This window comes from Verrucomicrobiota bacterium (assembly GCA_027622555.1).
Taxonomy (GTDB): domain Bacteria; phylum Verrucomicrobiota; class Verrucomicrobiia; order Opitutales; family UBA2995; genus UBA2995.
This window is the reverse complement of record JAQBYJ010000084.1, coordinates 1-24,812: the sequence shown is the minus strand read 5'-3', so window position 1 is coordinate 24,812 and position 24,812 is coordinate 1. Positions and strand designations below refer to the sequence as shown.

24 protein-coding genes are annotated in these 24,812 nt (G+C 47.8%); 16 read left to right on the top strand and 8 right to left on the bottom strand.

Annotation, left to right across the window (positions count from 1 at the left end; all coding sequences use genetic code 11):
* Positions 1-132 precede the first annotated feature (132 nt).
* Together O3C43_18460 and O3C43_18455 are read right to left on the bottom strand one after the other, a co-directional pair.
* Positions 133-324 (bottom strand): hypothetical protein, encoded by a 192-nt coding sequence (locus O3C43_18460; protein ID MDA1068473.1) that lies wholly within the window; start codon positions 322-324, stop codon positions 133-135.
* An 18-nt stretch (positions 325-342) separates the two neighbouring features.
* The gene (locus tag O3C43_18455; GenBank protein ID MDA1068472.1) at positions 343-840 is read right to left on the bottom strand and encodes a DUF2165 domain-containing protein; all 498 of its coding nucleotides are present in this window, start codon (positions 838-840) and stop codon (positions 343-345) included.
* Between the two features lie 139 nt (positions 841-979).
* On the opposite strand from O3C43_18455, the gene O3C43_18450 reads away from it, so the two are divergent.
* From O3C43_18450 to O3C43_18440, 3 genes are all read left to right on the top strand, one after another.
* Entirely contained in the window at positions 980-1,759 is a 780-nt protein-coding gene (locus O3C43_18450) for an ABC transporter ATP-binding protein (GenBank protein MDA1068471.1), read from the top strand.
* Between the two features lie 203 nt (positions 1,760-1,962).
* Positions 1,963-2,592: an ABC transporter permease subunit gene (locus O3C43_18445; GenBank protein ID MDA1068470.1), complete on the top strand. Its 630-nt coding sequence runs from the start codon at positions 1,963-1,965 to the stop codon at positions 2,590-2,592.
* Positions 2,593-2,606: 14 nt separating this feature from the next.
* Positions 2,607-4,340, top strand: a complete 1,734-nt coding sequence (locus O3C43_18440) for an ABC transporter substrate-binding protein (protein MDA1068469.1) — start codon at positions 2,607-2,609, stop codon at positions 4,338-4,340.
* A 210-nt stretch (positions 4,341-4,550) separates the two neighbouring features.
* On the opposite strand, the gene O3C43_18435 is transcribed toward O3C43_18440, so the two are convergent.
* A complete protein-coding gene (locus tag O3C43_18435; GenBank protein MDA1068468.1) occupies positions 4,551-4,913 on the bottom strand; it encodes a DUF1080 domain-containing protein in 363 nt (120 codons plus the stop codon).
* Positions 4,914-5,367: 454 nt separating this feature from the next.
* Here O3C43_18435 and O3C43_18430 point away from each other — a divergent pair, with 454 nt between their 5' ends.
* The 6 genes from O3C43_18430 (at position 5,368) to O3C43_18405 (ending at position 12,000) form a co-directional block, all read left to right on the top strand.
* On the top strand, positions 5,368-6,726 hold the full coding sequence (locus O3C43_18430; protein ID MDA1068467.1) for an arylsulfatase: 1,359 nt from the start codon (positions 5,368-5,370) through the stop codon (positions 6,724-6,726).
* 221 nt (positions 6,727-6,947) lie between these two features.
* On the top strand, positions 6,948-7,148 hold the full coding sequence (locus tag O3C43_18425) for a hypothetical protein (GenBank protein ID MDA1068466.1): 201 nt from the start codon (positions 6,948-6,950) through the stop codon (positions 7,146-7,148).
* 266 nt (positions 7,149-7,414) lie between these two features.
* Positions 7,415-8,725, top strand: a complete 1,311-nt coding sequence (locus O3C43_18420; protein MDA1068465.1) for a sulfatase — start codon at positions 7,415-7,417, stop codon at positions 8,723-8,725.
* Positions 8,726-8,885: 160 nt separating this feature from the next.
* Positions 8,886-10,178, top strand: a complete 1,293-nt coding sequence (locus O3C43_18415; GenBank protein ID MDA1068464.1) for an MFS transporter — start codon at positions 8,886-8,888, stop codon at positions 10,176-10,178.
* Entirely contained in the window at positions 10,175-10,936 is a 762-nt protein-coding gene (locus O3C43_18410) for a phosphocholine cytidylyltransferase family protein (protein MDA1068463.1), read from the top strand. The genes O3C43_18415 and O3C43_18410 overlap by 4 nt, the downstream gene beginning before the upstream one ends.
* Complete coding sequence (locus O3C43_18405) at positions 10,933-12,000, top strand: cobalamin-independent methionine synthase II family protein (protein ID MDA1068462.1); 1,068 nt, start codon at positions 10,933-10,935, stop codon at positions 11,998-12,000. Before O3C43_18410 ends, O3C43_18405 begins: the two co-directional genes overlap by 4 nt.
* 11 nt (positions 12,001-12,011) lie before the next feature.
* Here the strand turns inward: O3C43_18405 and O3C43_18400 are convergent, their stop codons facing one another.
* The gene (locus O3C43_18400) at positions 12,012-13,250 is read right to left on the bottom strand and encodes a hypothetical protein (GenBank protein ID MDA1068461.1); all 1,239 of its coding nucleotides are present in this window, start codon (positions 13,248-13,250) and stop codon (positions 12,012-12,014) included.
* A gap of 129 nt (positions 13,251-13,379) precedes the next feature.
* Here O3C43_18400 and O3C43_18395 point away from each other — a divergent pair, with 129 nt between their 5' ends.
* On the top strand, positions 13,380-14,960 hold the full coding sequence (locus tag O3C43_18395) for an arylsulfatase (protein ID MDA1068460.1): 1,581 nt from the start codon (positions 13,380-13,382) through the stop codon (positions 14,958-14,960).
* A 45-nt stretch (positions 14,961-15,005) separates the two neighbouring features.
* Here the strand turns inward: O3C43_18395 and O3C43_18390 are convergent, their stop codons facing one another.
* The gene (locus tag O3C43_18390; GenBank protein ID MDA1068459.1) at positions 15,006-15,998 is read right to left on the bottom strand and encodes a hypothetical protein; all 993 of its coding nucleotides are present in this window, start codon (positions 15,996-15,998) and stop codon (positions 15,006-15,008) included.
* A gap of 20 nt (positions 15,999-16,018) precedes the next feature.
* Positions 16,019-16,630, bottom strand: coding sequence for a carbonic anhydrase (locus O3C43_18385; GenBank protein ID MDA1068458.1), 612 nt, complete (start codon positions 16,628-16,630; stop codon positions 16,019-16,021).
* 138 nt (positions 16,631-16,768) lie between these two features.
* Here O3C43_18385 and O3C43_18380 point away from each other — a divergent pair, with 138 nt between their 5' ends.
* The 5 genes from O3C43_18380 to O3C43_18360 all read left to right on the top strand — a co-directional run bounded on the left by O3C43_18380 (position 16,769) and on the right by O3C43_18360 (position 22,296).
* Positions 16,769-17,929, top strand: coding sequence for a VCBS repeat-containing protein (locus O3C43_18380; GenBank protein ID MDA1068457.1), 1,161 nt, complete (start codon positions 16,769-16,771; stop codon positions 17,927-17,929).
* A gap of 111 nt (positions 17,930-18,040) precedes the next feature.
* A complete protein-coding gene (locus O3C43_18375; GenBank protein ID MDA1068456.1) occupies positions 18,041-19,480 on the top strand; it encodes a sulfatase in 1,440 nt (479 codons plus the stop codon).
* Positions 19,481-20,036: 556 nt separating this feature from the next.
* Positions 20,037-20,531 carry a histidine phosphatase family protein gene (locus O3C43_18370; protein MDA1068455.1) on the top strand — a complete coding sequence of 165 codons (495 nt, stop codon included), beginning with the start codon at positions 20,037-20,039 and terminating at the stop codon, positions 20,529-20,531.
* A 145-nt stretch (positions 20,532-20,676) separates the two neighbouring features.
* A complete protein-coding gene (locus O3C43_18365) occupies positions 20,677-21,255 on the top strand; it encodes a TetR/AcrR family transcriptional regulator (protein ID MDA1068454.1) in 579 nt (192 codons plus the stop codon).
* Between the two features lie 120 nt (positions 21,256-21,375).
* Positions 21,376-22,296 (top strand): TIM barrel protein, encoded by a 921-nt coding sequence (locus tag O3C43_18360; GenBank protein ID MDA1068453.1) that lies wholly within the window; start codon positions 21,376-21,378, stop codon positions 22,294-22,296.
* 22 nt (positions 22,297-22,318) lie between these two features.
* Here O3C43_18360 and O3C43_18355 read toward each other — a convergent pair whose 3' ends face one another.
* Positions 22,319-23,338 carry a zinc-binding alcohol dehydrogenase family protein gene (locus O3C43_18355; protein MDA1068452.1) on the bottom strand — a complete coding sequence of 340 codons (1,020 nt, stop codon included), beginning with the start codon at positions 23,336-23,338 and terminating at the stop codon, positions 22,319-22,321.
* The gene (locus tag O3C43_18350; protein ID MDA1068451.1) at positions 23,335-24,306 is read right to left on the bottom strand and encodes an aldo/keto reductase; all 972 of its coding nucleotides are present in this window, start codon (positions 24,304-24,306) and stop codon (positions 23,335-23,337) included. Before O3C43_18350 ends, O3C43_18355 begins: the two co-directional genes overlap by 4 nt.
* Positions 24,307-24,430: 124 nt before the next feature.
* On the opposite strand from O3C43_18350, the gene O3C43_18345 reads away from it, so the two are divergent.
* A complete protein-coding gene (locus O3C43_18345) occupies positions 24,431-24,718 on the top strand; it encodes a hypothetical protein (protein ID MDA1068450.1) in 288 nt (95 codons plus the stop codon).
* Positions 24,719-24,812 lie beyond the last annotated feature (94 nt).

Sequence of the window (24,812 nt, the reverse complement as noted above, 5' to 3'; positions counted from 1 at the left end):
CCAACGAAAAAGCCCGAATCAAACTGACTCGCCTTTATCCGAATTTATAGATGGTACAGGGTACTAGTATCTCTTAACGCATCGGACATAAGCCCGAGTGTCCGACTAAGTTGTCATTATAGACAAGATAATTTAGACTCGATCAGACCTGGATTCCGCCAATTTCTTCAATTCGGCTGCCAGAGATGCACACCCAGCCTTCATCCAACGCATCCAGGAGGTTTCCACTTCCCCCGCATGAAACCCATAGGCTTCCTCTTGCTCTGAAAGCTCCATCTCGAAGCGCGGGTGAATGAAATCGAGATAGTCCAAGGTCGTTCTCAATTTCTCGAATAGAATACATCAGGCGTTTACCTCATCGTCTTTCAACAAGAGAAAAATTAAACAAATTCCCATCACCACAAACATACGCATGGCTGCGTCTTGTCCGTTGAAAATCTTGGACTGCCACATAAGAAACCATTCCCCGCCAATAATAAGAAATGCAACAAACCATTGAAGCAGGCTTACCGTGAGCCCCACAGCGGCTAAGTCTTTTGACTGATTGAACAGAGCAGCACAAGAAAATCGGTTTTTCCACAATTTCAAGACTCCGAATCCAATTATGGTCATAGCTACCAGCTCCCAAAAAATAATGACCCAATAAAAGAGGTGATGAATAATCGGTGATTCTATGGCTCGCCACATACCCGAATTTCCTTCGAAGGTTGAGTTCATACTTAGGACAGCTTCAACAAACGCGTAGTTTGAACCATAGTCAGTCAGGTTGTTAAAGACCACCAGAGAAAGAAATAGAAATGAGGCGAAAACTAGGACGATTTTGCAGTAACGAATTGGCATAGGTGAGAATTCAGGAGAAAATAGTATTCTTTTCCAATGGCAATAGTGATCCAGATTTCGTCAGAAGCTTGCCAAACACTTGACAAGGTCGTGATAGTCTCCCGCTTTCTACTTTACCAAAATCTACTGCGTCGCACTTATGCCATCTGAGGTTTCAAACAAATCCACGTTCGTTCAGATCCAGTCTCTGGGGATGAGCTTTGAGGAGGGACCTCCAGTGCTGGAAGATATTAATCTCGAGATAGAAGAGCAGGAGTTTGTCACCCTCATTGGTCCCAGCGGTTGCGGGAAGTCCACGTTGCTACGCATTCTTTCGGGTTTGATCACAAACTACTCAGGATCTGTTTCACTAAAAAACCGTAGTCCGGCAGAGGCACGAGAGGACGCATTCTTCGTTTTTCAGGATGCAACGCTTCTTCCCTGGTTGAGGGTTCAGGCAAATGTGGAGCTCCCTCTAAAAATCAAAGGCGTACCCAAGGAGCAGCGACAACTAAAAGCGAACGAAATGATCAAGCTTGTTGATCTTGAGGACGCCATGCAAAAATTCCCATGGCAACTCTCGGGAGGCATGGCCATGCGAGTATCCATTGCACGAGCTCTGAGCACGTCACCGAAAATCCTGCTCATGGATGAACCCTTCGGTTCACTTGACGAAATGACCCGGGACCGCCTAAACGAAGACCTGTTGAAAATTCGAGACGAGGATCCATTCACAGCCTTTTACGTCACTCATTCTGTAGCCGAGGCTCTCTTCCTCTCAACCAGAGTGGTGGTACTTTCCTCTAATCCGGGCCGTATCGAAACCATTATTGAAGTTCCTTTTTCCTATCCCCGCCAGGCGGCCCTACGTGAACAACCGGAGTATCTGGAATTGCTTGCAAAAACGACCCACGCCCTTCGAGAGGCAAATCAAGCATGACTTCCCGGAAATATAATTTCGTACTGATGCCCATTCTATCCAGTCTGGTTATTTTGGGAATCTGGTTTGGAATCGGCTCCTGCATAGAACAATCCAGAATCTCGGATAGTGGCTATTCAAGGAACGATGCCGTTGGCTCGCGAAAAGCGGTGCTTCCTGTCCCAACTGAGGTAATCATGTCAATCGTTGAGGAACGACACGACTTGTTTCAAGCAGCGGGTAATACTTTTTCAGCTGCACTCATGGGGTTCATGGGCGCTGTCGTGATTGGTTATTCTGTTTCATTGATTTTTGCCTCATCAAAATTACTGAAACAGGCCGCTTATCCGTGGATTCTTATTCTGCAAATGACCCCAATCATTATTCTCGCGCCGATTGTCTCAATCTGGATGGGCCCCGGTTTGATGGCAACCACAGTAATTACATTTCTTATAGGATTTTTTCCTGTGGTCGCCACCAGCATCCAGGGATTAATTTCAACGGATAAAAAATTACTCGGCTTATTTGCGGTCTGTAATGCCAGTAAATCTCAGGAAATTATGATGCTTCGAGTACCGTATTCTATGCCTTACTTTCTTGCCGGCATGAAGATTGCCGGAACCTTGGCACCCATCGGTGCTATTACAGGAGATATCTTTGCAGGAACTTCCTCAAGTGGTGGGGCGGGCTTAGGATTCATGGCTCTTGTTTATATTTCTTCGGCCAAGATTCCTGCCCTGTTTGCAACAGCCACCATCGCCTGCTTTATCGGTTTTGTTTTTGTTGGTGGCGTGAACTTAATTCACTGGTTCGCCTTACATAAGTGGCACGACTCTCTGGTTAAAACGGATTAATGAAAACGGCATTCATGAAATTCATTTTCCGATCCTTGGTGACAGGATTCGTTTTGCTTAGTTTTGCTTGCTCCAAACAAGAGAATAACAATCAGACAAATCAAGGACTGACGAAAGTCACCCTGCAAACGGACTGGTATGCTCAGCCAGAACACGGCGGATTTTATCAGGCATTAGTTAAGGGTTATTATAAAGAAGCTGGACTTGATGTTGAAATAATTCCGGGCGGACCCAACGCCATGACCGTCCAGAAAGTGGCCCAGGGAGTTGCCGATTTTTCATTGGGCCGAAGTGATCAAATTATTGTGGCGGTTTCACGCGGTGTGCCGCTCATGATTCAAGGAGCCATCATGCAGCAGGATCCACAGGCCATCATGTTTCACAAAGAATCAGGGATTAAAGATTTCAAGGATTTGGACGGGAAAACAATCATGGCCATTCCAGGATCCACTTTTGTTGGTATGCTCGAACACAGCTATGGCATCCAGATCGACGTCATACCGACGGATTTTGGCATGAACCGCTTTCTGGCAGACAAGGCATTTATCCAACAATGCTTTATAACAAACGAACCTTATTATGTCTCTCGTGAAGGAGCGAATGTTGGCACACTTCTATTGTCGGATTCCGGATTTTCCCCCTACCGCGTGTGGTACACATCCAGTGGATACGCCCGCGCGAACCCAGAAATAGTCCAAGCGTTTTCCGAAGCCTCGATACGCGGTTGGAATGACTATCTGACCGGAGACCGTAGCGAAGCCGATAATCTTATTTCGTCATCCAACCCAAAGCAAACGCCTGACTTTATAGATTACGTGGTCAACTCCATGATCGAGAACCAGTTGGTTACAGGAGATCCAGAAAAAGGAGAAGCAATGGGTCGCCTGACAATCGAACGGATTCAAAAGCAAATAGATCAGTTGAATGAAATCGAAGCCCTGGAGTCTGACGTTAAAATCGATCAAGTGCTTCCAAGGCATATCCGTGAACCGAACCCTGGATCTATTAACTCCACTCCCCAAGGATTACTCGTAAAGTTGATATCCAATGCAGGAACTCAGGAGATGACCATTGCCGCTGAAGAAATGGCAAAGATTGCCCAGAATGCGAAAATGAAATTCTTCGCAACCGAGGAAGTGGAATACGACATGACCATCGTATATTTGAAAGATTTCCTGGATACGTTTATTGAGGATACAACGCTCAATTTTTGGATTATGAATTGCGGGGACAAGTACCAATCGAATTTTTATCCTGAAATACTCGAATCATCAAAACCGTTTTTTATTCTTACGATTGACCAGAAACCATTAGCTCAATGGCTCAAGGATCAGGGACACCCAAAAGAATGGGGTCCGCATATAGTTAATATTCAAAACACCGATGGTCTATTGGACCCTCCTCATAAAAATCCTTGGGGAGTAATTGAAATGATCCTTACAACAAAGACGCAGGCCTTCGGAAATTGGGGAGCATCGAAAAATTCAGAATCGATAAATTCAGGTAGGGATATTTTCCAAAACAGTTGTGCCAGCTGTCACGATACGGGAAATGGAATCTTGGGCGGAAAAGTTTCAACAAGAAACCTTCAAATGCTGGCCGTCTTTGCAAAGAATACAGAAGTCTACTTCAGAAAACTATTGGACTCTCCCAAAGAAACCAACCCCCTAGCTGAGAAAATGCCTAGCTATAAACACTACAGCGAAAAACAGGTAAACGACCTGATTGCGTTCCTGAAATCCAGGTAGTCAGAATCGAAACCAAGGTTGCCGAGATGTAGGAGCCAGCTTTAGCTTTAGTTATGAGAAACAAGAACTCGCGATGTTTCTAAAGTGCGACAAAGGCATCGAAATCGATGACCTCAACTTCTCCAACTAGAAAACAGGACGGGCACTGAAAGCTCATCTCAAGTAGCGAACTGAGTATCGCTATGTAAGGCAAAACCTAGCGTAGCCCTTTTAATCGAGTGATCGAATCCTTACATTGCGATAGGCTACCGGACCATGGTCACCTTGAAGTAACAGCGGACCGGTTGCGCTTTCGTCCTCAAATAGCGCACCTCGCGTCGGCCCGGAAATAGTAGCGTGCTTGTGAATGACGATTCCGTTCTGCACCACCTTCACAAAATCGGCGTCTCGAGTTTTGTTACCATCGAGGTCAAAGCTCGGCACCCGAAAGATTACATCGAAGCTTTCCCATTCACCCGGTTTCCGGCAGGCGCTTATTTTTGGAGGATGGCCATCGTAGCCTTCGTTACCTTCGCGCGCGTTCAGTATCCCAACGAGGATAAATCGCACCACAATCATGGGGACCCATTTCATCCTTTCCCCAGGTGTCTTTTATTTGAATCTCATAGCGACCCATAAAGTAGATCCCTGAGTTTGATTCCTGAGATATGAGAAATTCGACATGTAACTCAATGTCTCCGAACTCGATGCGACTTATCAGATTTTCGGTTTTACCAATCGGCCCGTTGACGATGATGCCAGCCTCACCGTCATCATATTGAAGTAATTTCGGATCGTCGGCATGCAATGCTACGCTTCCGCTGGTTGTCCAATCGGCAGTCCCATTCAGTATCTTGATTGGCCGACTGCCAAAGATCGAGACCGCGATCTCCAAACAACTCTTTCCAGTCGGATTCCTGATTCCTTTCTGAGGCTTCCATAAGCATCAAAGGAAGACTGGCCGGATATTGAACGGCAAGCAGCAAACAGGACCATTTAAAACGAGGTGGACTTTAAAAGTAGCTATGGCCAGAACTATTGAATGGTTATGAAGCAACTCATCCTTTTATTCAGTCTGTTACTTTCCCGGTTAATGTTAACTGCCGAGACACCACACATCGTTATCTTTCTGGCGGACGATCTGGGCTGGAAGGACGTGGGTTTTCATGGAAGCGAGATCGAGACTCCACACATCGACAAGTTGGCAAGTGAAGGAATCCAGCTGGATCGCTTTTATGTGCAGCCAATCTGCTCCCCCACCCGCGGGGCGTTAATGAGCGGCAAGTATCCGTTTAACCTGGGCCTGCAAGTGGATGTGATTCGTCCCTGGGACGTATATGGTTTAAACCTGGAGGAGAAAATCCTGCCGCAGTTTTTCAAGCAGGCGGGATATGCGACAGCCATTGTTGGAAAGTGGCACCTGGGGCTGAGCAAACAGGCCTTCCTACCTCAGAACCGCGGGTTTGATTACCAATACGGTCACTACCTTGGCATGATCGACTATTTCACACACGACCGACTCGGTGGCATCGATTGGCACCGCAATGGAACTTTGGTCAAGGAAGAAGGTTATACCACCGATCTAATGGCAAACGAAGCGGTGCGATTGATCAAGCAGCACAATGCGGATCAACCCCTCTTTCTCTACATGCCATTTAATGCGCCCCATACTCCACTCCAGGTGACTGAAACATATGAAAAGAAGTATGCTCATATCAAAGACCCATCCCGCAGAACCTTTGCCGGGATGGTTGACTGTATGGATGTCGCGATTGGCCGTGTGTTGGCTGCGCTGGAGTTACAAGGCATGCGCGACAACACACTGGTCATGTTCTCTTCCGATAACGGAGGACGCATTCGATTCGGCGCGGACAACGGGAAGCTGCGCGGTGGAAAGAAGGAATTATTTGAAGGCGGAATCCGTGTACCAACGGTGATCCATTGGCCGGGGAAATTGGAAGGCGGAAAAACCGTGACCGAGGTGATCCATGTAGTTGATGTCTTACCGACTTTGGTCGGCATCATTGGCCAAGCTGTGCCAGCGATCGATGGCATGGATGTCATGCCGATACTCAAAGGAGCGAAACAAACACGCACGGAAGTTCCACTGCACATCGCCCCGGACAGGTCTGCACTCTTGGACGGGAAATGGAAACTGGTGATCGGTGCGGAAGAACCGGTAGACGGCGTTTCCTCCGATGTAGTGCACCTGTTTGATGTGAAGGCGGACCCGTTTGAGCACAATGATCTCAAAGACCTCCATCCTAAGGTAGTTAAAAAAATGATGGCAATAATAGAGGACTACCTGGCGGCGTCCGTTGAACCACACGGAGATGCATCCAATGGAGAAACGAGCGTGCCTGAGGGTTTTGAGCTACCCAAAGTATGGGACCCGTGGTTGGATTAATTTGGATAGGCAGTATCTAAGACGCTGAACAGTTAAAAACCTACAGCTTACCGACAACACTCATTTAAATAGTTACCTTTTTGAAGGAATGTACGTAGTATTTGTTGAAAGGTAGCAGTCGCTTCCTAAACATTCAGTGTTGCCCTATGTTGCTATTCCCTAAAAGACAAACATCCCTCCTTTCTATTACAGGATTTTTCTTTGCGTTCTTCGGAATGAGTATGTCCGGCTCCGAAGAACTCTATGATCTAAACAATGATCCAGAGGAATGGACCAACCTCTCCGACAAGCCCGATTATGCAACTGTTAAGAGTCGCCTGAAATCTCAGGCTCCAGACACATTCGCACCAATGGGAACACCTTTCAGCAAACTAAAGGTCGTCTTTAGGGGTGAGACGTTTCATTGGGAACCGAAGCGCTAATGCAGTGTTCAAAGTCTACTACCTCATTGTCACCAACAACAAACGGCAGAGCAGGGATGCTCTGGCCCTACCTTTCCTGTATTTTATGGTAGGGCGACTGCGTCCCCGCAGCGCCGAGCACTGCGACAAATATTGTTCAACGAATTACCTGTCCATCTTGAGAAACCTAAAATAATGAGATCTATATTTCGACAGACTTTATTTTTTTTCTTTCCTGTCTCATCTACGTCGGCTGCTTTGGCGCAAAAGAAAACAAACCGCTCAACGTGGTTCTGATTCTGGCCGATGACCTACGTCCTGGATTGGGTTGCTATGGTGATACGGAGGTGAAGACACCGCATATTGATAGCCTTGCTCAACGGGGTATGGTTTTTGAAAGGGCCTATGTGCAATATCCCGTGTGCAATGCCAGCCGCACCTCTTTCCTGACAGGTTGGCGTCCCGACCGGACCGGAGTAATCAATAACCAGACTCAATTCCGCAAGGAGCATCCCGACATCGTTACTCTTCCCCAAATGTTTCGGGAAAACGGTTATTACTCAGCCGGAATCGGGAAGCTTTTTCATTCAGGCACCAAGGCGGACGGTTCACGCACTTTTTTTGAAGACGCCAAGTCCTTCGATTATTTTGCCAGCTACCATCGATCTACCACGGAACTGGGAAACCAGGGAGAAGGTCGAAATGTAACCAACGGCGCTCTCGGTTGGGCCAGGTGGTTGGCAGCTGAAGGAGACGATGAAGATCAACCCGATGGAATGAACGCCGCCGACGCGGTTCGGATCCTGGATGAAGTAAAAGACAAACCTTTCTTCCTTGGTGTGGGGTTTCATAAACCGCACGACCCATTCCACGCACCCAAAAAGTACTTCGACTTATTTCCGCCCGACAGCATTCAACTCCATCGCCAGCCAGAAAACCGAACGGAAGATCTTCCGCTCGCAATTCCCGGAGACAAAACCATTTTTGCCAAGTTCACCGACCAGGAGCGTATGGAATTCAAACGGTCTTATCTCGCATGTACCGCATTTATGGATGCGCAAGTCGGTAAGATTCTGGACAAGCTCACCGAGCTGAAGCTATGGGATAATACGATCGTGATATTCGCATCCGACCATGGATATCACTTGGGCGAACACGCCTGGTGGAATAAGGTAACCGTCTTTGAGCAAGGAGCACGCTCGCCGTTCGTCGCCTGGGTTCCTGGCATCACTGATCCAGGTACGCGAACCTCCTCTTTGATTGAATTCGTCGATCTTTACCCCACTCTAGCTGACTTGTGTGACCTGAAGCTTCCACACGAAATGGACGGCAAGAGTTTTGCTCCGATTCTAAAAGACCCAAACCACTCAGGAAAAACCGCCGCCTTTACCCAGGTTTCCCGAGGCCAAGAAATGGGACGAAGCGTTCGCGCCGATCAATGGCGCTACACCGAATGGGACTTCGGTCGCGAAGGTGTCGAGCTCTACGCGCACCCACAAGATCCCAAAGAATACCACAATCTGGCCGACAAGCCGGACCTGACTGAAATACAAAAATCCCTCAAGGTGCTACTCGACGGAAATTTTCCAGCTGAGTAGATCAAGAAAAAGCACCACAAACAATCCTGGCTAAACCGTTATTTGACCTTTGAGGGTTGGTTATCTGTAATTCGTACCAACTATGCTGCCACCGCTCAGGGATCTTGACCATCCTTCTGACTACCGCCCATGATGCCTGCACTGTTCGAATTGTCACACCATGGGAACACAGCAAAAACATACACCTGGAAATTTTCTTCGCTCAGAGGCAGGAGTGCTCTGGGTACTTTGGTTGACCTATGGTTCCTTCTATTTCTGCCGTACAAACATCTCGGCTGCCATTCCTGGTATCCAAGATGAACTCGACCTCACAAAGACCCAGATCGGGCTTATTCTAGGTTCGCTGAAAATTGCTTATGGGATCGGTCAGTTCGTCAATGGTCAACTCGCCGAGAAGTTCTCTGCAAGGAAACTACTAACCATCGGAATGCTGACCTCGGCGCTCCTCAACGTCATTTTCGGTTTTGGAACGGCTCTATACTTCCTCGTGTTCGTCTGGGCGGCCAACGGTTACTTTCAAGCACTTGGTTGGACTCCGACCATGCGGGTGGCAGCCAACTGGTTTCCCCGTGAAAAACGAGGAAGAGCCATTGGAATTATCGGCACCGGTTACCAAGTTACCGCGGCTCTGACTTTCGTTGTCGCCGGATTTTCTGTACATCTCTTCGGCTGGCGAGGGGCGTTGTATGTGCCGGCAGTTTTATTCGCCGCCAGTTGCATACACATGCTGTTTTTTTTGAAGGAATCGCCTCCAAAATCGGCCAATGCAAATATAAACAGCCCGGAAACAGAGGGAAACTTCGATAGATCCCCGGACAAGCGAACTATCATGGAAAACATCATAATCACGCTTTCAAATCCGGCTCTGTGGTTCCTTGCCGTATCCCTCGGGCTGTTAAATGCCTGCCGCTATGGGTTTCTCGATTGGGGTGTCACACACTTAATTGAATCGCAGGGAGGCAGCGTTGCCAAATCGGCGCTCAAATATGCTGTCCTGCCGATAGGGGGGATTGCAGGAGCCTATTTATCCGGATGGGCCACGGATCGATTTTTCGCAGGTCGCCGAGCACCAGTCATATCGATTCTTCTAGTGATGTTGGGAACTCTTACCCTCATTTATAGTTACGCTGTTGAAAAGGGTCTCGGCTTCTCAGTCGTCATCCTCGCCTTCGTTGGCTTTACTGTCTATGGTCCTCAGGTGCTTCTGGTCGGCACGGCTCCCGTTGACCTCGCGCGTAAAGGCACCGCTGCTGCGGCGGTCGGGTTTGTCAATTTCATGGGCTACATGGGTGCATTTTCCGGAGACGTGGTTACCGGAACTCTGGTTGACAAACAAGGATGGCAGGCGGGATTGTATTTTTGGGCTTCCTGTGCATTTGGCGCGGCAGCGATCAGCGCTCTTCTCTGGAAGCAAACAGGACAAAGCAAAACAAATGAGATTCAACTAACATGAGAGCAATTATCATAGGAGCAGGAAGAGGTCAGCGATTGATGCCCACAACCGCCAATCAACCGAAATGTTTCGCCCAGGTTCAAGGTCGCCGGATTCTCGACTGGAGCCTACAGGCATTCGCTGAAAACGGAATTGAGGATATTTGTTTCATTGGTGGTTACCGGATCGACGTCATTCGCGAGAACTACCCCCACTTCACGTTTCGCCACAATGACAATTGGGAAAACAATAACATTCTCGCATCCCTCATGTATGCGGAAGATCTTATGGACGAACCCTTCATTTGTTCTTATTCGGATACTCTCTTCTCTAAAAATGTCATCGCTGGACTTCTAGAGAGCAAAAACGACATCACACTTTCCGCCGACACCGGCTGGGCCGAACGCTACAAACACCGAACACAGCATCCCCCTGACGATGCAGAAAAGTTAATCGTCCTGAATGGTCGCGTCACGAAGGTGCATCGCAGTATTGATCCAAACGACGCGCATGGCGAATATACCGGCGTCGCCAAATTTTCAAAAGAAGGTGCAGACACGCTCAAAGGTCATTACGCTCGATGCCTAAAATCGCTATCCGGGAGACCCTATCGCGAAGCCCCCGTATTCGAGAAGGCTTATCTTATTCATCTACTCCAGGACATGATCGAGAAAGGTGTCGCTATCCATCATGTGGATACACCCGGAGAATACATGGAAATCGATACTCAAGAAGACTTTGAACTTGCACAAACTCAATGGAACAACAGCCAAACATGAAAACTCTTCTCTTTCCCACTTCCGTTGTCGGCTCAATGCCGCGCTCAGATTTCGTGAAAGACCTCATCGCCACTCCAGCCGATGAAATTTCCAAAGAAGACTATGAATCGCGCATGGATGCAGCGGTGCGCTATATTGTTGCCGTCCAGGAACAGGCTGGCCTTGACGTAGTGACTGACGGCGAATGGCGCCGCAAATCATACATCGGAGTTATCGCGGAACTGGCTCATGGTTTCGAACTGAGTACCAATCCAGCCGACGGTCGTCCCTGGACAATTGTAGTAGACAAACTGTCGCCAAAAGAACCCGGTTTCATCGCCCGCGAAATCACCTTTGTTAAAAGCATCACTTCACGAAAGGTCAAAGCGACCCTGCCATCCCCCGCCCTTCTCGGCGAACGCATGTGGGACCGCGAAAAATCTTCCGGGGCTTATCCCACTCGCGAGGCATTTGTTTCCGACTGTGTTCCTATCTTGAGAAGAGAAGTCGAGTTACTTAAAGAAGCTGGTGCTGACATCGTGCAAATTGACGACCCTCACCTCTGTCTATTTGTCGATCCTGACGTACGCTGCCAGTACGAAAACCCATGTCATGCCTCAGACTTCGCCACAGATGTTGTTAACGGCGTGATAGAAGGAATCGACGATGTTGTTTTTGCGGAGCACCTTTGCCGACGAGCCGGTGCCCGGGCGCGCGGTGAATCCGGACACGCTGGAGGATTCGACGCCATCATCGACCAGCTCAACCGATTGAAAGTCCACCACCTGACCATGGAGTTTACCACTCCTGGAGCCGGTGATTTTGAAGTACTCGGTCAACTACGTGAAGATCTGGAAATCGGGTTGGGCTGTGTGGATGTAACTCCAGGCAAGATTGATTCACCCGAAATCATTGCAGAACGGGTCCGCCTCGCTGTTCGGCACATCGCACCCGAACGCATAACCCTCAATCCCGATTGTGGCTTTGCACCAGGCTCTGGCGCGGTGGTTGGAATTGATGAAGCTTATAAAAAACTCTGCAACGAAGTAGCTGCCGCGAAAACACTGCGCACCGAGTTTTCATAACCAGACCCATTCTACCTCCAACCAACGGGTTGAGTCCAAGCCTGCATTTTTTGTCCTTCGATAGAAGGATTGGTGGCCTCCCGATTGGAAGTAATAGTGACTCGTGCATACAATACATCCTTGGGAACGTTGAATGTTATGGAGGTGCCTTTCTGGGTGGCCAGTACTTCGCCGACAGCCTTTTTATTGGCAGGGTCGTAATCGCGACGAGTCCCTATGAGTTCTGATTTGAAAGTGCTGTTTCCATCCGGACGAATTTCCGCGCTTATTGTTCGGCTGCGCTTATCCCAGCTTAGTTCCTCCAAATAGACTCCAGTGCTGGAATAAAAATCCCCGGCTCTCATGGCTTCGATCAGAGAAGTCGCTTCGAGCTGTTTTGCCCTGACCATGATCCAACCGCGACCAGGAGAAATGTCGCCACCGTGATAGGTATGAGAGTCGTCGGTAGCTACACCAAAAAGCGGTGGACCCTTCAATTCCGCCAAGCGAATGGTGTTTGCAATATCCCAGATTTTTTCATCTCCAGGACGCGTTTCATCACCAAGATGATTGATACCAGGATGTCCGTTGTAGACTTCAAAAAACTCTTCTTCGATGACATAGGCCAAATCTTCAGCGGTGAGCCCCCACTGAAAATTGGGATGGTTCAGGTGTGCCAGGATGGGTTGGTTCGCAGTTGCCTCCTGAGCTGCAATAGCCTGCAGATTGCGACTTAGCACATCCCGAACAGAAGTTCCTTTCACAGGAGCAATCACTTCCTTCAGGTTGATCGCGTTGATGTGAATGGGTTTCTCTTCAAATTTCGCGGAGACTTCTTCAGCCTGGATGATTAGAAACTCGCCTGGCTTTTCAAAACGAGACCGATACTCGGCCAATGGCTTAATACGAACTTCCTCCACTCCGTTATTATCGCGTGTTTCGATCCAGTCAGTACCAGGATAGCGGGCCCGGTATTTTTCCATCGCAGACGGCCCCGCCACTCGCTGTCTTTCAATGATCTTCTCAACTGCCATCCATTTATCTCCCTCCGCCAGAATATTGTGATCACTTAGAGCCATAAAATCATAGCCCTTTTCTAAATACCATTCGGTGATCACCTCCGGGAAATCATTCCCATCACTCCAAAGCGAATGCGTATGGGTATTACCTCGATACCAATTGCCGACGGATGAAGCAGTTTTTTTGCAGGATTGATTGAGAATCAGGACTAGGAACAGACAGCAAAGAATCGGGGTAATGCGAGTTTTCATAGTTAAACTTCTGTTGAGTTACAAAATGATAGCAATCAAGTTTCTTTACCCAAACATTTCGAACGCCTTCAATCAATTCCCAAAAAGAATTCACTCGATCTTCCGATAGTCTGAACTCAGAATCTTTAAATGAAGAATCACTTATTGCTAAAAGCACTCTTACTACTCTTCGCTTTTTCCAACAGTAGTGCTCTCGCAGAGAAACCGAATGTCCTGGTCGTCATGGTCGACGATCTTGGCTTTTCAGATATCGGTTGTTATGGGGGAGAAATCGAAACGCCCAATCTGGATCGATTGGCCAGCAAGGGTTTGCGCTTCTCCCAATTCTACAACACCGCGAAGTGCCACTCATCGCGTATAAGCCTGCTAACTGGTCAATATGCTTTCCAGGCTGGGAACACTAATCTCAGCAATGGGGTGACATCAGCCGAAGTTTTGGGAGCAGCCGGTTACTTCACTGCGATGACCGGCAAGTGGCATTTAAAGGAGCAGCCAACCGACTTCGGATTCCAACGTTACTTCGGACACCTCAGCGGCGCCTGTAATTATTATAAGGGAGACAAAACGTTTCGTTTGAACGGTGAATCCTGGCAGGTTCCTGAAACTGGATTCTACACAACCGTAGCGAATGTGGACTATGCCCTGAAATTTCAGGATGAAGCCCGTCGGACCAAAAAACCCTGGTATCTCTACATCGCCTTCAATGCTCCCCATGCTCCACTACAACCGTTGGAGGTGGATTACAAAAAATACCTGGGCCGATATGATGCTGGCTGGGATGTCATTCGCGAAGCCCGTCTTGAAAAACAAAGAGTGCTGGGTCTGTTTGGGAAGAAACTGACTCCGTCTCCCCGCCCCGATAATATCCCGGCGTGGAGTTCATTACCAAAAGAACGCCAAGTTTGGGAGAGCCGTCGTATGACCGCGTTGGCCGGCATGATTGACCGGGTCGATCAAGAACTCGGACGTTTATTAGTCGACCTTGAACAAACAGGCGAACTTGACAGCACCCTGATCCTCTTTGTCTCCGATAACGGAGCCTGCCCGTATGATCGACGCTCTGTCCACATGGACCGTGAGCCTTATGACCCGTATACAACCTGGGGCGATAGCACTGGTTGGGCCTGGGCCCGCAATTCGCCCTTTCGCTACTACAAGCAAAATCAGTTCGAAGGCGGAATCTCATCACCGGCTATCGTTCACTGGCCGAAGGGACTCAAAGTTAAGGCGGGATCGATAACCCATCAACCAGCCCATCTCATCGACGTCTTACCTACCCTGGTAGAACTCGGCGAAACGGAACTTCCAAAGCAATGGCCCGGCCGCGAACTGGAGCCAGTATCCGGCATTTCGTTACTCTCTATTCTCGCCGGGAAAACGATCAACAAGCGTCCACCCATTCACCTGCTGTTTGGCGCCGATCGCGGGCTACGTGACGGCGATTGGAAGCTGGTGAGCTTTCGAAGCGGTCCCTGGGAACTTTACAACCTTGCGACCGACCGGACGGAACTCAACAACCTGGCAACCAAGTATCCAGAGCGGGTCAACCGCATGTCAGCCCTCTGGCACGAGATGGCGGAAAACGTTTTGAAAGCACCGGCAAAATCCCGCGAACCCGTAGCAACAGAAATCGCGGCGCATGACCATCCTGAGTGGACGGACTTTAGCAAACCCCTGTCGGCAATTGGCAAGCGGGAGAAAAACCAGTAAGCTAAGGAAACGAGCTGCGTAGAACGGCTTCAAAAACAGGCGACCTTATTCCGCAAGAAACTTCTTATAAAGTTCGAGATGAGTGACCGATGATTTGGAAGGTTTATCTAGGAGCACGAGTCGAATTCTAGAAGTATAGGTTTTACCGGGCTCGACGTCGTGACCAAAGGTGCTGAAATAAAGGGCGCTGTGTTGTTCCACAGAATTCCAATTCTCGGGTGAACCAGACATCGGCAATGGCGTCGCACACACGGCGCTGGTGGATTCGGGATCAGCCATAAGGACGACCTGAACCGTATCATCTTCGGCAAAAAGTATGGGCAATGCAGCGAGTTCCTTTGGAACGACGGATTTCCATTTCCAATCGGAATGAATGCGTCCGGAATTTTCCTGAGCCGCCCTCGCCTTTTCGCCCAGGGGATAAAAAGCGTAGTTTAATGGATCACCAAAATCTTCGTTGGGCCGGACATGAGAAATAAAGGGGCCGTCGTTTCCTTCGAGGTAAACGGATTTATCCATGAGAACAGCCAGGTAAACAGCGGGAAGAATTTCGAAGTTACTGATCTTCCTTGTCGGCGTGGCTTCAACAAGTAGGTCGAACTGAGCTATGCCTGTTATTCGCCAGGATCCTGAAATGGTGACAGGACGCTCATCCGACGCTGGCCAGGTCAAACGCGCCCCGTCATCCAGTCTTTCCACTTGCGCCTGTTCATCACGTAGCGAACCGAACGACTCGGTTGATGAATAAACACGGTACAAATTCAGGATGCCCTGATGACGACGCCTGCCACCTACCGGAGGTTCTGGCGCACTTAAGTCGTGGCCCTTAAACGTTAATCCACGAATACCATGTTTACCGAATCCTTTCGCGAGATCACGCCCATCATTAGCCACAAGCATTCCGCTCATCCAAGCGGTTTCAAAATGCAGAGCTTCGATTGAATCCTCAGTGCGCCAGGAAAAATCGTTTCCCTGCGCTAACCCCAAAGTGGACAACAGGCTTAGGATTAGAAACCACTGGGAGAGTATCTTTTTCATAATTCAAAGACTAAGGCACTTCATTGAAAAAATGCGACAACGCCAGTCTCAAGGGAGTACTCCGCACCCAAAATCATTAATCCCTCCTCCTGCGTAAACCGATTCAGAACAGTAGATTCACCGAGCAAGGTGGCTACGGTCGCCGCTATATTGGCTTTCACCACTTCGGCGATAAGTGCATCTGAATCATAGGCGGCATTTCTGGCCAGGACCGCTTCGACAGAAGGCTGTATGCGTTCAACCAGATTCATAAGGCTGGGAGTCAATTCAACTGAAGCATTCTCGAATTTCTGAATAGTTGCTGCCACCGCGCCGCAATTAGAGTGCCCCATTACCACAACCAGCCGTGAACCCAGTACCTCAACTGCGAATTCCACACTGCCAATCTGGGAAGGAGCAGCCACATTGCCTGCCACCCGCACAACAAAGAGATCACCCAGTCCCTGGTCGAAAACCAGTTCCGCCGGTACCCGAGCGTCCGAACACCCCAGAATAACTGCAAAAGGGGCCTGGCCATCCACTAATTCATTGCGCCGTTTTTCAAATGAAGTTCCTTCATGGATTTGAACGTTCGATATAAAACGTTTATTACCGTCTTTCAGTCTTTGGAGAGCATCGTGAGCCGATATCATAGATCCCGAATATGTTGAGCGCAATGGAACCCCTGCAAGCTTCGAGTAGTCCTAAATCGAGATTCTGGCAATTTGTACTAGCCCTTCCGGAATACATTCCTAGGCTCCACCCCAAAAACCTATACCTTTCGATCATATATGAAGTTTCCGCTACCGCTATTCTTTGCTCTGATATCCGCAACTCATCTCACTGCCGCCGTTAACTGGCAAAAATCATCCGCTGATCTAGGCGAGCAAACTCGAGGAATCGACGTGGCCGACCTGGATGGAGACGGAAATCTTGATATTGTCGCTACTGGAACTACTCAAGTCTTTGCAGTTTTGAGCCCCCTAAAGGATGCCCATGTCCTAGCCATATATGACTCAGTTGATGGTAAGCTGCTCTACGGAGCCTCTGGCGATATTGATTCTGATGGAGATCTTGACTTCGTAATCGCACGAGAAACCTCCCCTTGGATTGAATACCGCGAAAAGAGGGCTGCTGGGGAAAAAGCTAAGAAACCCAAACGGGTGCCAGATTTTTCAATAGCCTGGATAGAAAACACGGGCCGTATTGAGAAGAAAACCAGGCTGCATGTGATAGACAAAGATCTACACGGTTCCCATGGGCTGGCCCTGGCTGATCTAAATGCCGATGGTAATATCGACGTGATCGGAAATAGTATCAAAGGCATCAACAAAGATTCCGTTGCCTGGTTCGATAATTTTCAAGGCAAGTTCTTGCGACATATGATCACGCAAAATAATGCGCCAGTTCGCCCTCATTATATGGATACAGGGGATTTCAACAATGACGGGAAACTAGACGTAGTCGTTGGGCATTCGGGAGGAAATGCGTTGTCGTGGTATCAAAATCCACCTATATTACACGGTCGATGGAAACTTCAAACCATTGCGGAAGTTGAGGGAGTTACCAATGCTCTTGTTGCGGATATCGATGGGGATAAAAGAATCGATGTCATAGCAAGCAACGGCCACGGAACCGGAGTTTATTGGTATCGCGGAACCAATTGGAAACAAATGCCAATCGACGAGACGCTCAAAGATTGCCACTCTCTTGCATGCGGTGATTTTGACAACGATGGCGACATTGATGTAGCTACGGCTTCCTTCAGTGAAAAACTGGTTCGTTGGTATGAGAATAGCGGAAAAGGACAGTTCACCGCGCATGACATTGATGTTGGCAGTGGACAGGAAGCCTACGATTTGAAGGCTGTCGATCTAAACAAAGATGGACGTTTGGATTTGTTACTGGCAGGGCGAAACACGAACAACGTAGCCTGGTATATAAACAAGTAAGCCTCATAGCTGGCATCGTCTCAATATGGGCAATCCAGTAAGGTGAGTCTAATTTGCTTGGCTTGAAAGTTACGCGTTTACTAGGAGCACGGAAAGTACCAAGATTTATGAATGTGTATCATTCGAATTTTTATATTTCTGTTTCTGTGCAAGACAGTTCTTCTGGCTCAATCAGATCAACCCAATGTATTATTTATTGCGGTCGACGATCTTCGGACTGAATTACGCTGCTACGGATCGGACCACATTATTTCACCTAATATAGACCGTTTATCCGAATCGGGAACGCAATTCGAAAGAGCCTATTGCATGGTTCCCACCTGCGGTGCCTCACGGGCAAGTCTGATGAGTGGACTGCGCCCAACCCCTGACCGGTTTGTCAGTTTCACCGCCCGCATCGATGAGGAAGCGAATAACATAATACCGTTGCACACCCACTTTAAAAACAATGGTTATCGCACAATCAGCTTAGGTAAAATCTTACACTTTCCGACCGACACTCCGGAAGGATGGTCCGAACCCGCATGGAGGCCGGATCGAAGTTTTACGGCCGATTCTGAACCTATAATTGGCTGGCAAGAACCTGAGAATCTGGAGGAATTACAAGCCCGGTCAAGAAACCACCGCTTACCCTTCGCATCGTATGACACCGACGACGACTCGCTAGCGGATGGGTTAATTGCTGCCGAGGCGATTAAACATCTTAACGAGTTCGCAACTCAAGATAAGCCGTTCTTTCTTGCCGTAGGATTTTTTAAACCACACCTGCCTTTCAATGCTCCGAAAAAATACTGGGATTTCTACAAAAATACTCCAGTTGATCTCCCGGAAAACTATTACCCACCTGAGAATGCACCTGAAGAAGCCATCCACAATTTTGGCGAATTAAGATCTTATACCGGCATTCCTGAAACCGGACCCGTTAGCGACGAGATGGCGAAAACCATGATCCGTGGCTACTATGCTTGTGTATCTTTTACCGATGCCCAAATAGGAAGGGTCCTCAACGAGCTGGACCGCTTGGGGCTGAGGAACAATACAATTGTAGTTTTATGGGGCGACCATGGTTGGAACCTGGGCGAGCACACGCTCTGGTGTAAACACTGCACCTTCGAAAATGCGATGCATGCTCCACTCATCATCAGAACACCAAAACAGGTAGCCAATAATAAGGGAAACCAAACCAAGGCTTTGGCCGAATTCATAGATATCTACCCTACCCTGTGCGATTTATCTGGCCTGGAAAAACCCACTCACCTTGAGGGAGAAAGTTTGCTACCTATTCTCAATCAACCTAACAATAAAGGAAAGGGGTTTGCCATCGGTCGTTTTCGTAATGGTGACACCATCCGTACGGATCAATGGCGCTATACCGAATATACCTCTGCCGAAACCAACCACAACGGCCAAACCACTGCACGGATGCTTTATGATCATAAGAACGACCCAGAGGAAAACTTTAACATAGTTGCAAACCCCAAGTTCAAAGACGTCGTCAATGCACTTTCCACAGACCTTAACCGGTTAAAAGGTCGCTCCAGCAAACAATAGTTAAAGTATCAGAACACCCTGAATGCTCCTCAATATTTAAGATCGAGGCTGTAACGACTCAAGCAATTCGTCATAAGCAAACACGATAACCTGTATTCTTACTGCCGTCAGGATGGTAATCATTTTTTGAAAATCCACTCTGACCTGAACCACAACTGGTTCAAAAAAACTCCATCCCAATATCCTCCAATTTAAATCCGTACAAAAAGAATGCCGGTTAGTCCCCTAACTAACCGGCACTTGAATCTAAGTATCACGTGATACTAGATACCCCTAAATTGTTTTAACAGTTGCTGAGGCAATTTCATGATTCTGGGGGAAGCACTCATTACAATGAACTGAGAATTAATTATTACGATGGTTAACCAATTTGAATTTGCCAACCATTAATTTTAAAAAAAAGATCTTACCTTCTTTTTTCTTCAATCTGCCTCCAGATAAAACTAGCCTACAACTGGCCTGATCTGTACTCACCAGGCGACAGATACCAGACAAAAAATTAGATTTATTTTGAACTTCACCGTGATCAGTACAGAAAACGAAAGAACATAGTTTAATGAAAATTATCCACCTTATACGTCATGCCAAATCGGGCTGGGACAATGCAAACCTCTCGGACAAGGAACGAACTATTAGCGCAAAGGGTGACCAGAGTTGTAAACTTATGGCCGAGCGCATTGTCGAAGCGGGTTGCAAATTCGACCGGGTATTTTGCAGCACGGCCACCCGAGCGCAAATGACAATCCAAGCTCTAAAAAATGCTTTAAACAATCATGAGATCGAATGGACATCCGAAGAAGCACTCTATACTTTCGACCACTACGATCTTTTAGAGTGGTGCATGAACTTGCCAGATACGCTCAATGAGTTGGTTGTGGTGGGACACAATCCCGCAATAACAGAGTTCACAAATCGAATGAGCGATCGATACTTTGATAACATTCCTACCTGTGGGTACGTCCAATTAGTATTTCCGCAAGCAGCATGGAGGGACCTGCTAAATGCATCGGCGAAGTGTACATTTATTCTTACACCCAAGCAGTTTCTCTAACTTGCGCGGAAAGAAAAAAAACAGGTTAAGAACGCTCATTGACGGTTCATACGAGAGGTTCAAGTTCAGAAGATTTTTTCATCACCCTATATTTCATTCCGTAGAATGCACTTGCCAATTAACTACCTATCTTTACATAGGAAATATGCCCGATAACAAAACCAAGATAATAGATGCTGCTGAAAACATGATTCGGGCAGGAGGCTACAATGGATTTAGCTTCGGTAAAATTGCAGCTGAAATTGGAGTTAAGAGTTCCTCAGTTCATTACTATTTTCCGACGAAGGAGGACCTGGCGCTTGAAGTGGCCATACGTTACAAAGAAAATTTCATCGCAGCACTTGGTGATCCCAAACCAAAAGGAAGCACGCCCGCAGAAATAATAAAACGCTACTCCAACCTCTTTCAAATTGCCTTCGATACTTCGGGAAAGGTTTGCTTATGTGGTATGTTGTCTACCGAAGTCCAATTACTTCCAGAAAAAGTGAGAGCAGCGGTGATAGACTTCGTTGATGCCAATGTAAATTGGCTTCAACAGGCGCTTGGCTTGGATGAAAAGGGTGAAACCATGCCAAGATCAAAGGAAGCCGCTCAATGGATTTATTGTTCCTTACAAGGAGCCATGAGTGCTGCCGCTCTTACCAACGACAGGTCCTGGATCGATGCAGCTGCCAGTTCTGCCCTTCAGCGGTTTTTTGAAATAGTTGAGAAATCAAAAAAATAAGATCAATTACTATTCTGTTCGAAGAAATTTGGCTTCTAAAAGAATGGGGCTTACACCAAGATTAATAGTTCTAACCCAATCCGTTTCAAAACGAGGATAAGCTTTTAAGCTCTAAAAATTATGAATATACTCCACCCCAGCCGTCGAAGTTTTTTAAAATCCGCCTGTGTATTAAGCGCCGGTGCCCTTCTTCCTTTCCAATCAAGAGCAGCCCATCACGCCAGTAAAGTAAGTTTCCCGCTTGCGGGTCGTCTATTCAAGACTCTCAAGGTCAATATGATTAACATCGAAGGGTCGCTCACGGATAAATTTAAAGCTGCCAAAGCTGCAGGATTCAGGGGAGTTGAAATGAATTCACCTGGCATGGATATTGAAGAAACTCGTAGAGCCATTATAGAATCCGGGTTACCCGTAGATGGAACAGTCGGAAGTACACATTGGAAGATAAGGCATACCAGTCCCGACAAAGAAACCCGTGCCGAAGCTCTGATGCATCTAAAACAGGCTTTGCGTGATACGCATGCAGTTGGAGGCCATACTTGTTTACTTGTTGTTGGCAAAGGAGAAGACGGACCCGCTGATGTTATTTGGGACCGCTCAATCGAGAACATCAGCCACGCAATTCCACTCGCCGCTGAATTGGGAGTATCCATCGTTGTGGAAAACGTCTGGAATCAGATGCACTACAATCACGACGGCGACTCAAATCAGACAGCCGACGAACTCGCCCGTTATATCGATGAATTTAACTCACCCTGGGTAGGGATGCAGTTTGATATAGGAAACCATTGGAAATACGGTTCGATGGCTGATTGGATTCGCACCTTGGGTAAACGTGTCATCAAACTCGACGTAAAAGGTTTCTCACGGGCAGAAGGAAAATTTACAGCCATAGGCGAAGGTGACCTTGATTTTGAAGATGTGCGCAAAGCTCTTCACGAAATCAATTACTACGGATGGGTAGCAGCCGAAGTTAAAGGTGGCGACCAGGCAGCTCTTGAAGTTATCTCAAGACAAATGGATCGCGTATTCGGATTGTAGAAACAAGGTTGTTCGAAGCGGATCAGAAGGAAACAATCCCCTTAATCAGGCCTGATTCAGGCTTTAGCCATTCTTCAATCAATCCAGGAAACTCTTCGGCAGTACAATGGTGGGTTATCCAGGTATCGGGGTTTACCTTCCCTTCTTCGAGTTGACGAATAACGTCCTTAAAATTGTGAGCGGTAGCATTTCTGGAAGCCAAAAGAGTCAATTCCCTTTTATGGAAGTCCGGGTTGGGTAAAATCAAATCGTTAGGTTGAAAGCCTACCAGGACTATACGTCCGCTAAAATCGGGCAAAGCGAACGACGCTTCCATAGACGCTTTACTTCCGGTACATTCTATGACCACTTCCGGCCGAAAATTAAACTTTGCGAAGAATGCGTCGACCAAGGCATCGCCGCCCGGTACAATCTGGAGTATCTCCACGTCTGGAAATGCGCGTTGGCACTTTTCCAGGCGCTCTTTTGAAATATCAACCGCAATTACCTTGGTGCCTTCCTGACGGGCAAATTGAATGACTCCCAAGCCAATGGGCCCTGCACCAATCACCGCAATAGTTTCGTCGCCGACCAGCGCTGCACGTTCAACGGCATGATTACCAATACAGAGCATCTCAACCAAAGCCAGATGCTCCGTACTTAAAGTGGATGAATGCATTTTATTGGCAGGCAGAATGAAACGCTCGCGCATGCCACCATCTACGTGAACACCAAGACATTGAGTGGTGGAGGTGCAATTCGTTTTGCCTCGTGAAAACGCGAGGTCCCCCGGCTGAGCAAGGTAGGCTTCAACAGAACAATGTTGTCCGATTTCCAAACCTTCGACTCCTTCGCCCAATGCTTCAATGATCACGCCGAGCTCATGGCCCGTTATTCGCGGATAATCAAAAAACGGCTGGCGGCCATGGTAGGCATGGATATCGGTGCCGCAAAGACCAACGTGTTTAACGCGAACCAAAACTTCTCCGGGTCCGGGAGCATCCGGTTCTGGTGTTTCATCGAAAACAAATTCGCCTGGTTTATTGAGTATGACTGTTTTCATAATGAGTATCGGGTTTCAGGAGCCCACAAATCAGGGTTCGGTCCGAGGAAAGATTTAACGGCATCGGTTGCACGATCGAGCGAAGCTAAAATTTCGTCCGTTAATTGTAATTCCATCGACTGGATATTTGCGATTATTTGCTGCGGAGTCCTGGCCCCAACAATGGTAGATTTTACTGCAGGTTGTTGGTTGACCCATGCCAATGCGACTTCAGTCATCGATACACCGAGTTGTTCTGCAATTTTACGAACTTCATCGATAGCCGCAAACGTGTCTTCTTCGCAACCAGGACCTCCATGGCGGGCCAAGGCTCGATCGGTATTGAAGTGGCGGGAGCGGGCACGTCCATCTGGCACTTCATCCGCCGTTTTGAACTTACCGGTTAACAGCCCTTGCATGATGGGACTATAGGCAAGAACGCCCACCTGATCTTCCAGGCATTGAGGAATGATCTCGAATTCGATAGAACGGGATAGCAATGAATACGGGAGTTGATTTGAAAACAATGGCCCGCCTAGCGTTTTCCAACGAACCATATCTTTTGCGCTGAAATTACACACACCTATGTGTTTGATCTTCCCCGCCTCCTGCAATGCCAGAATGCCCGCAATCGTTTCTTCAAAAGGAACCTCATGATCCGGCCAATGAATTTGCATGAGATCAATTACATCGGTTTGAAGCAGTCCAAGACTCACTTCGCACGCTTCCGCAATGGCCGCCTTGGTGGAAATACCTGGAGAAATTTTATCAGCAATAAATACCTGATCTCTTCGCCCGATCAGCGCCTTTCCCAATATTCGCTCGGATACTCCCTTCCCATACATCGGTGCGGTATCAAACGACTGTATACCGTGATCCAAGGCCGCGTGGATCGTTTTGATAGAAAGGGCCTCCTCCTGGTCCCCCCATTCCTGACCACCGACTAAAGCCCAACATCCGAGGGTGAGTTTTGATAACTGATTAGACATCGGGATATTTCTTCGTCGCCACCATCTGGTGTCAAGCGATCACCCCAAAACGCATGGAAATTTTACGGTCAATGCATTCTTGGATGGTAATCCCACCGACCACCCACATAGTTCCGACCCTTAAATGCCACCTGCAGCATCTAATCTGGATTCACTAAAACCGTATCGCTCTGGCTTCCTTTTCAGCTTTTTTAATTCTACCAGCTGGATGGTTGTGCTGGGAACGCCTGCGGTACTTTTAGCAGAATCGCTCGGTGCCAATACTTTCCAGGTTGGGCTCCTCTATTCATTCGTATTCCTGTTACTACCGGTTCAAGTGATAGCAACGGCGACTCTGCCGCGATTTGGCTACAAGAAACAAGTTATCTTTGGCTGGGCCATTCGCACCTTATTTTTGGTGATACCTATCTAGACCCTGTTCGAAAAGCCGCTGGTTGTCCGTAAAATGCGCATGATAAAGTTTTGGAAAACCAGTATTAAGGCTTGAAAGTGTGCCGCAACATACT

Coding starts and splice junctions, on each gene's coding strand:
- O3C43_18455 (MDA1068472.1), bottom strand. CDS start 840: ATGCCAATTCGTTACTGCAAAATCGTCCTAGTTTTCGCCTCATTTCTA.
- O3C43_18450 (MDA1068471.1), top strand. CDS start 980: ATGCCATCTGAGGTTTCAAACAAATCCACGTTCGTTCAGATCCAGTCT.
- O3C43_18440 (MDA1068469.1), top strand. CDS start 2,607: ATGAAATTCATTTTCCGATCCTTGGTGACAGGATTCGTTTTGCTTAGT.
- O3C43_18435 (MDA1068468.1), bottom strand. CDS start 4,913: ATGAAATGGGTCCCCATGATTGTGGTGCGATTTATCCTCGTTGGGATA.
- O3C43_18430 (MDA1068467.1), top strand. CDS start 5,368: ATGAAGCAACTCATCCTTTTATTCAGTCTGTTACTTTCCCGGTTAATG.
- O3C43_18425 (MDA1068466.1), top strand. CDS start 6,948: ATGTCCGGCTCCGAAGAACTCTATGATCTAAACAATGATCCAGAGGAA.
- O3C43_18415 (MDA1068464.1), top strand. CDS start 8,886: ATGGGAACACAGCAAAAACATACACCTGGAAATTTTCTTCGCTCAGAG.
- O3C43_18410 (MDA1068463.1), top strand. CDS start 10,175: ATGAGAGCAATTATCATAGGAGCAGGAAGAGGTCAGCGATTGATGCCC.
- O3C43_18405 (MDA1068462.1), top strand. CDS start 10,933: ATGAAAACTCTTCTCTTTCCCACTTCCGTTGTCGGCTCAATGCCGCGC.
- O3C43_18400 (MDA1068461.1), bottom strand. CDS start 13,250: ATGAAAACTCGCATTACCCCGATTCTTTGCTGTCTGTTCCTAGTCCTG.
- O3C43_18395 (MDA1068460.1), top strand. CDS start 13,380: ATGAAGAATCACTTATTGCTAAAAGCACTCTTACTACTCTTCGCTTTT.
- O3C43_18390 (MDA1068459.1), bottom strand. CDS start 15,998: ATGAAAAAGATACTCTCCCAGTGGTTTCTAATCCTAAGCCTGTTGTCC.
- O3C43_18385 (MDA1068458.1), bottom strand. CDS start 16,630: ATGATATCGGCTCACGATGCTCTCCAAAGACTGAAAGACGGTAATAAA.
- O3C43_18380 (MDA1068457.1), top strand. CDS start 16,769: ATGAAGTTTCCGCTACCGCTATTCTTTGCTCTGATATCCGCAACTCAT.
- O3C43_18375 (MDA1068456.1), top strand. CDS start 18,041: ATGTGTATCATTCGAATTTTTATATTTCTGTTTCTGTGCAAGACAGTT.
- O3C43_18370 (MDA1068455.1), top strand. CDS start 20,037: ATGAAAATTATCCACCTTATACGTCATGCCAAATCGGGCTGGGACAAT.
- O3C43_18365 (MDA1068454.1), top strand. CDS start 20,677: ATGCCCGATAACAAAACCAAGATAATAGATGCTGCTGAAAACATGATT.
- O3C43_18360 (MDA1068453.1), top strand. CDS start 21,376: ATGAATATACTCCACCCCAGCCGTCGAAGTTTTTTAAAATCCGCCTGT.
- O3C43_18355 (MDA1068452.1), bottom strand. CDS start 23,338: ATGAAAACAGTCATACTCAATAAACCAGGCGAATTTGTTTTCGATGAA.
- O3C43_18350 (MDA1068451.1), bottom strand. CDS start 24,306: ATGTCTAATCAGTTATCAAAACTCACCCTCGGATGTTGGGCTTTAGTC.
- O3C43_18345 (MDA1068450.1), top strand. CDS start 24,431: ATGCCACCTGCAGCATCTAATCTGGATTCACTAAAACCGTATCGCTCT.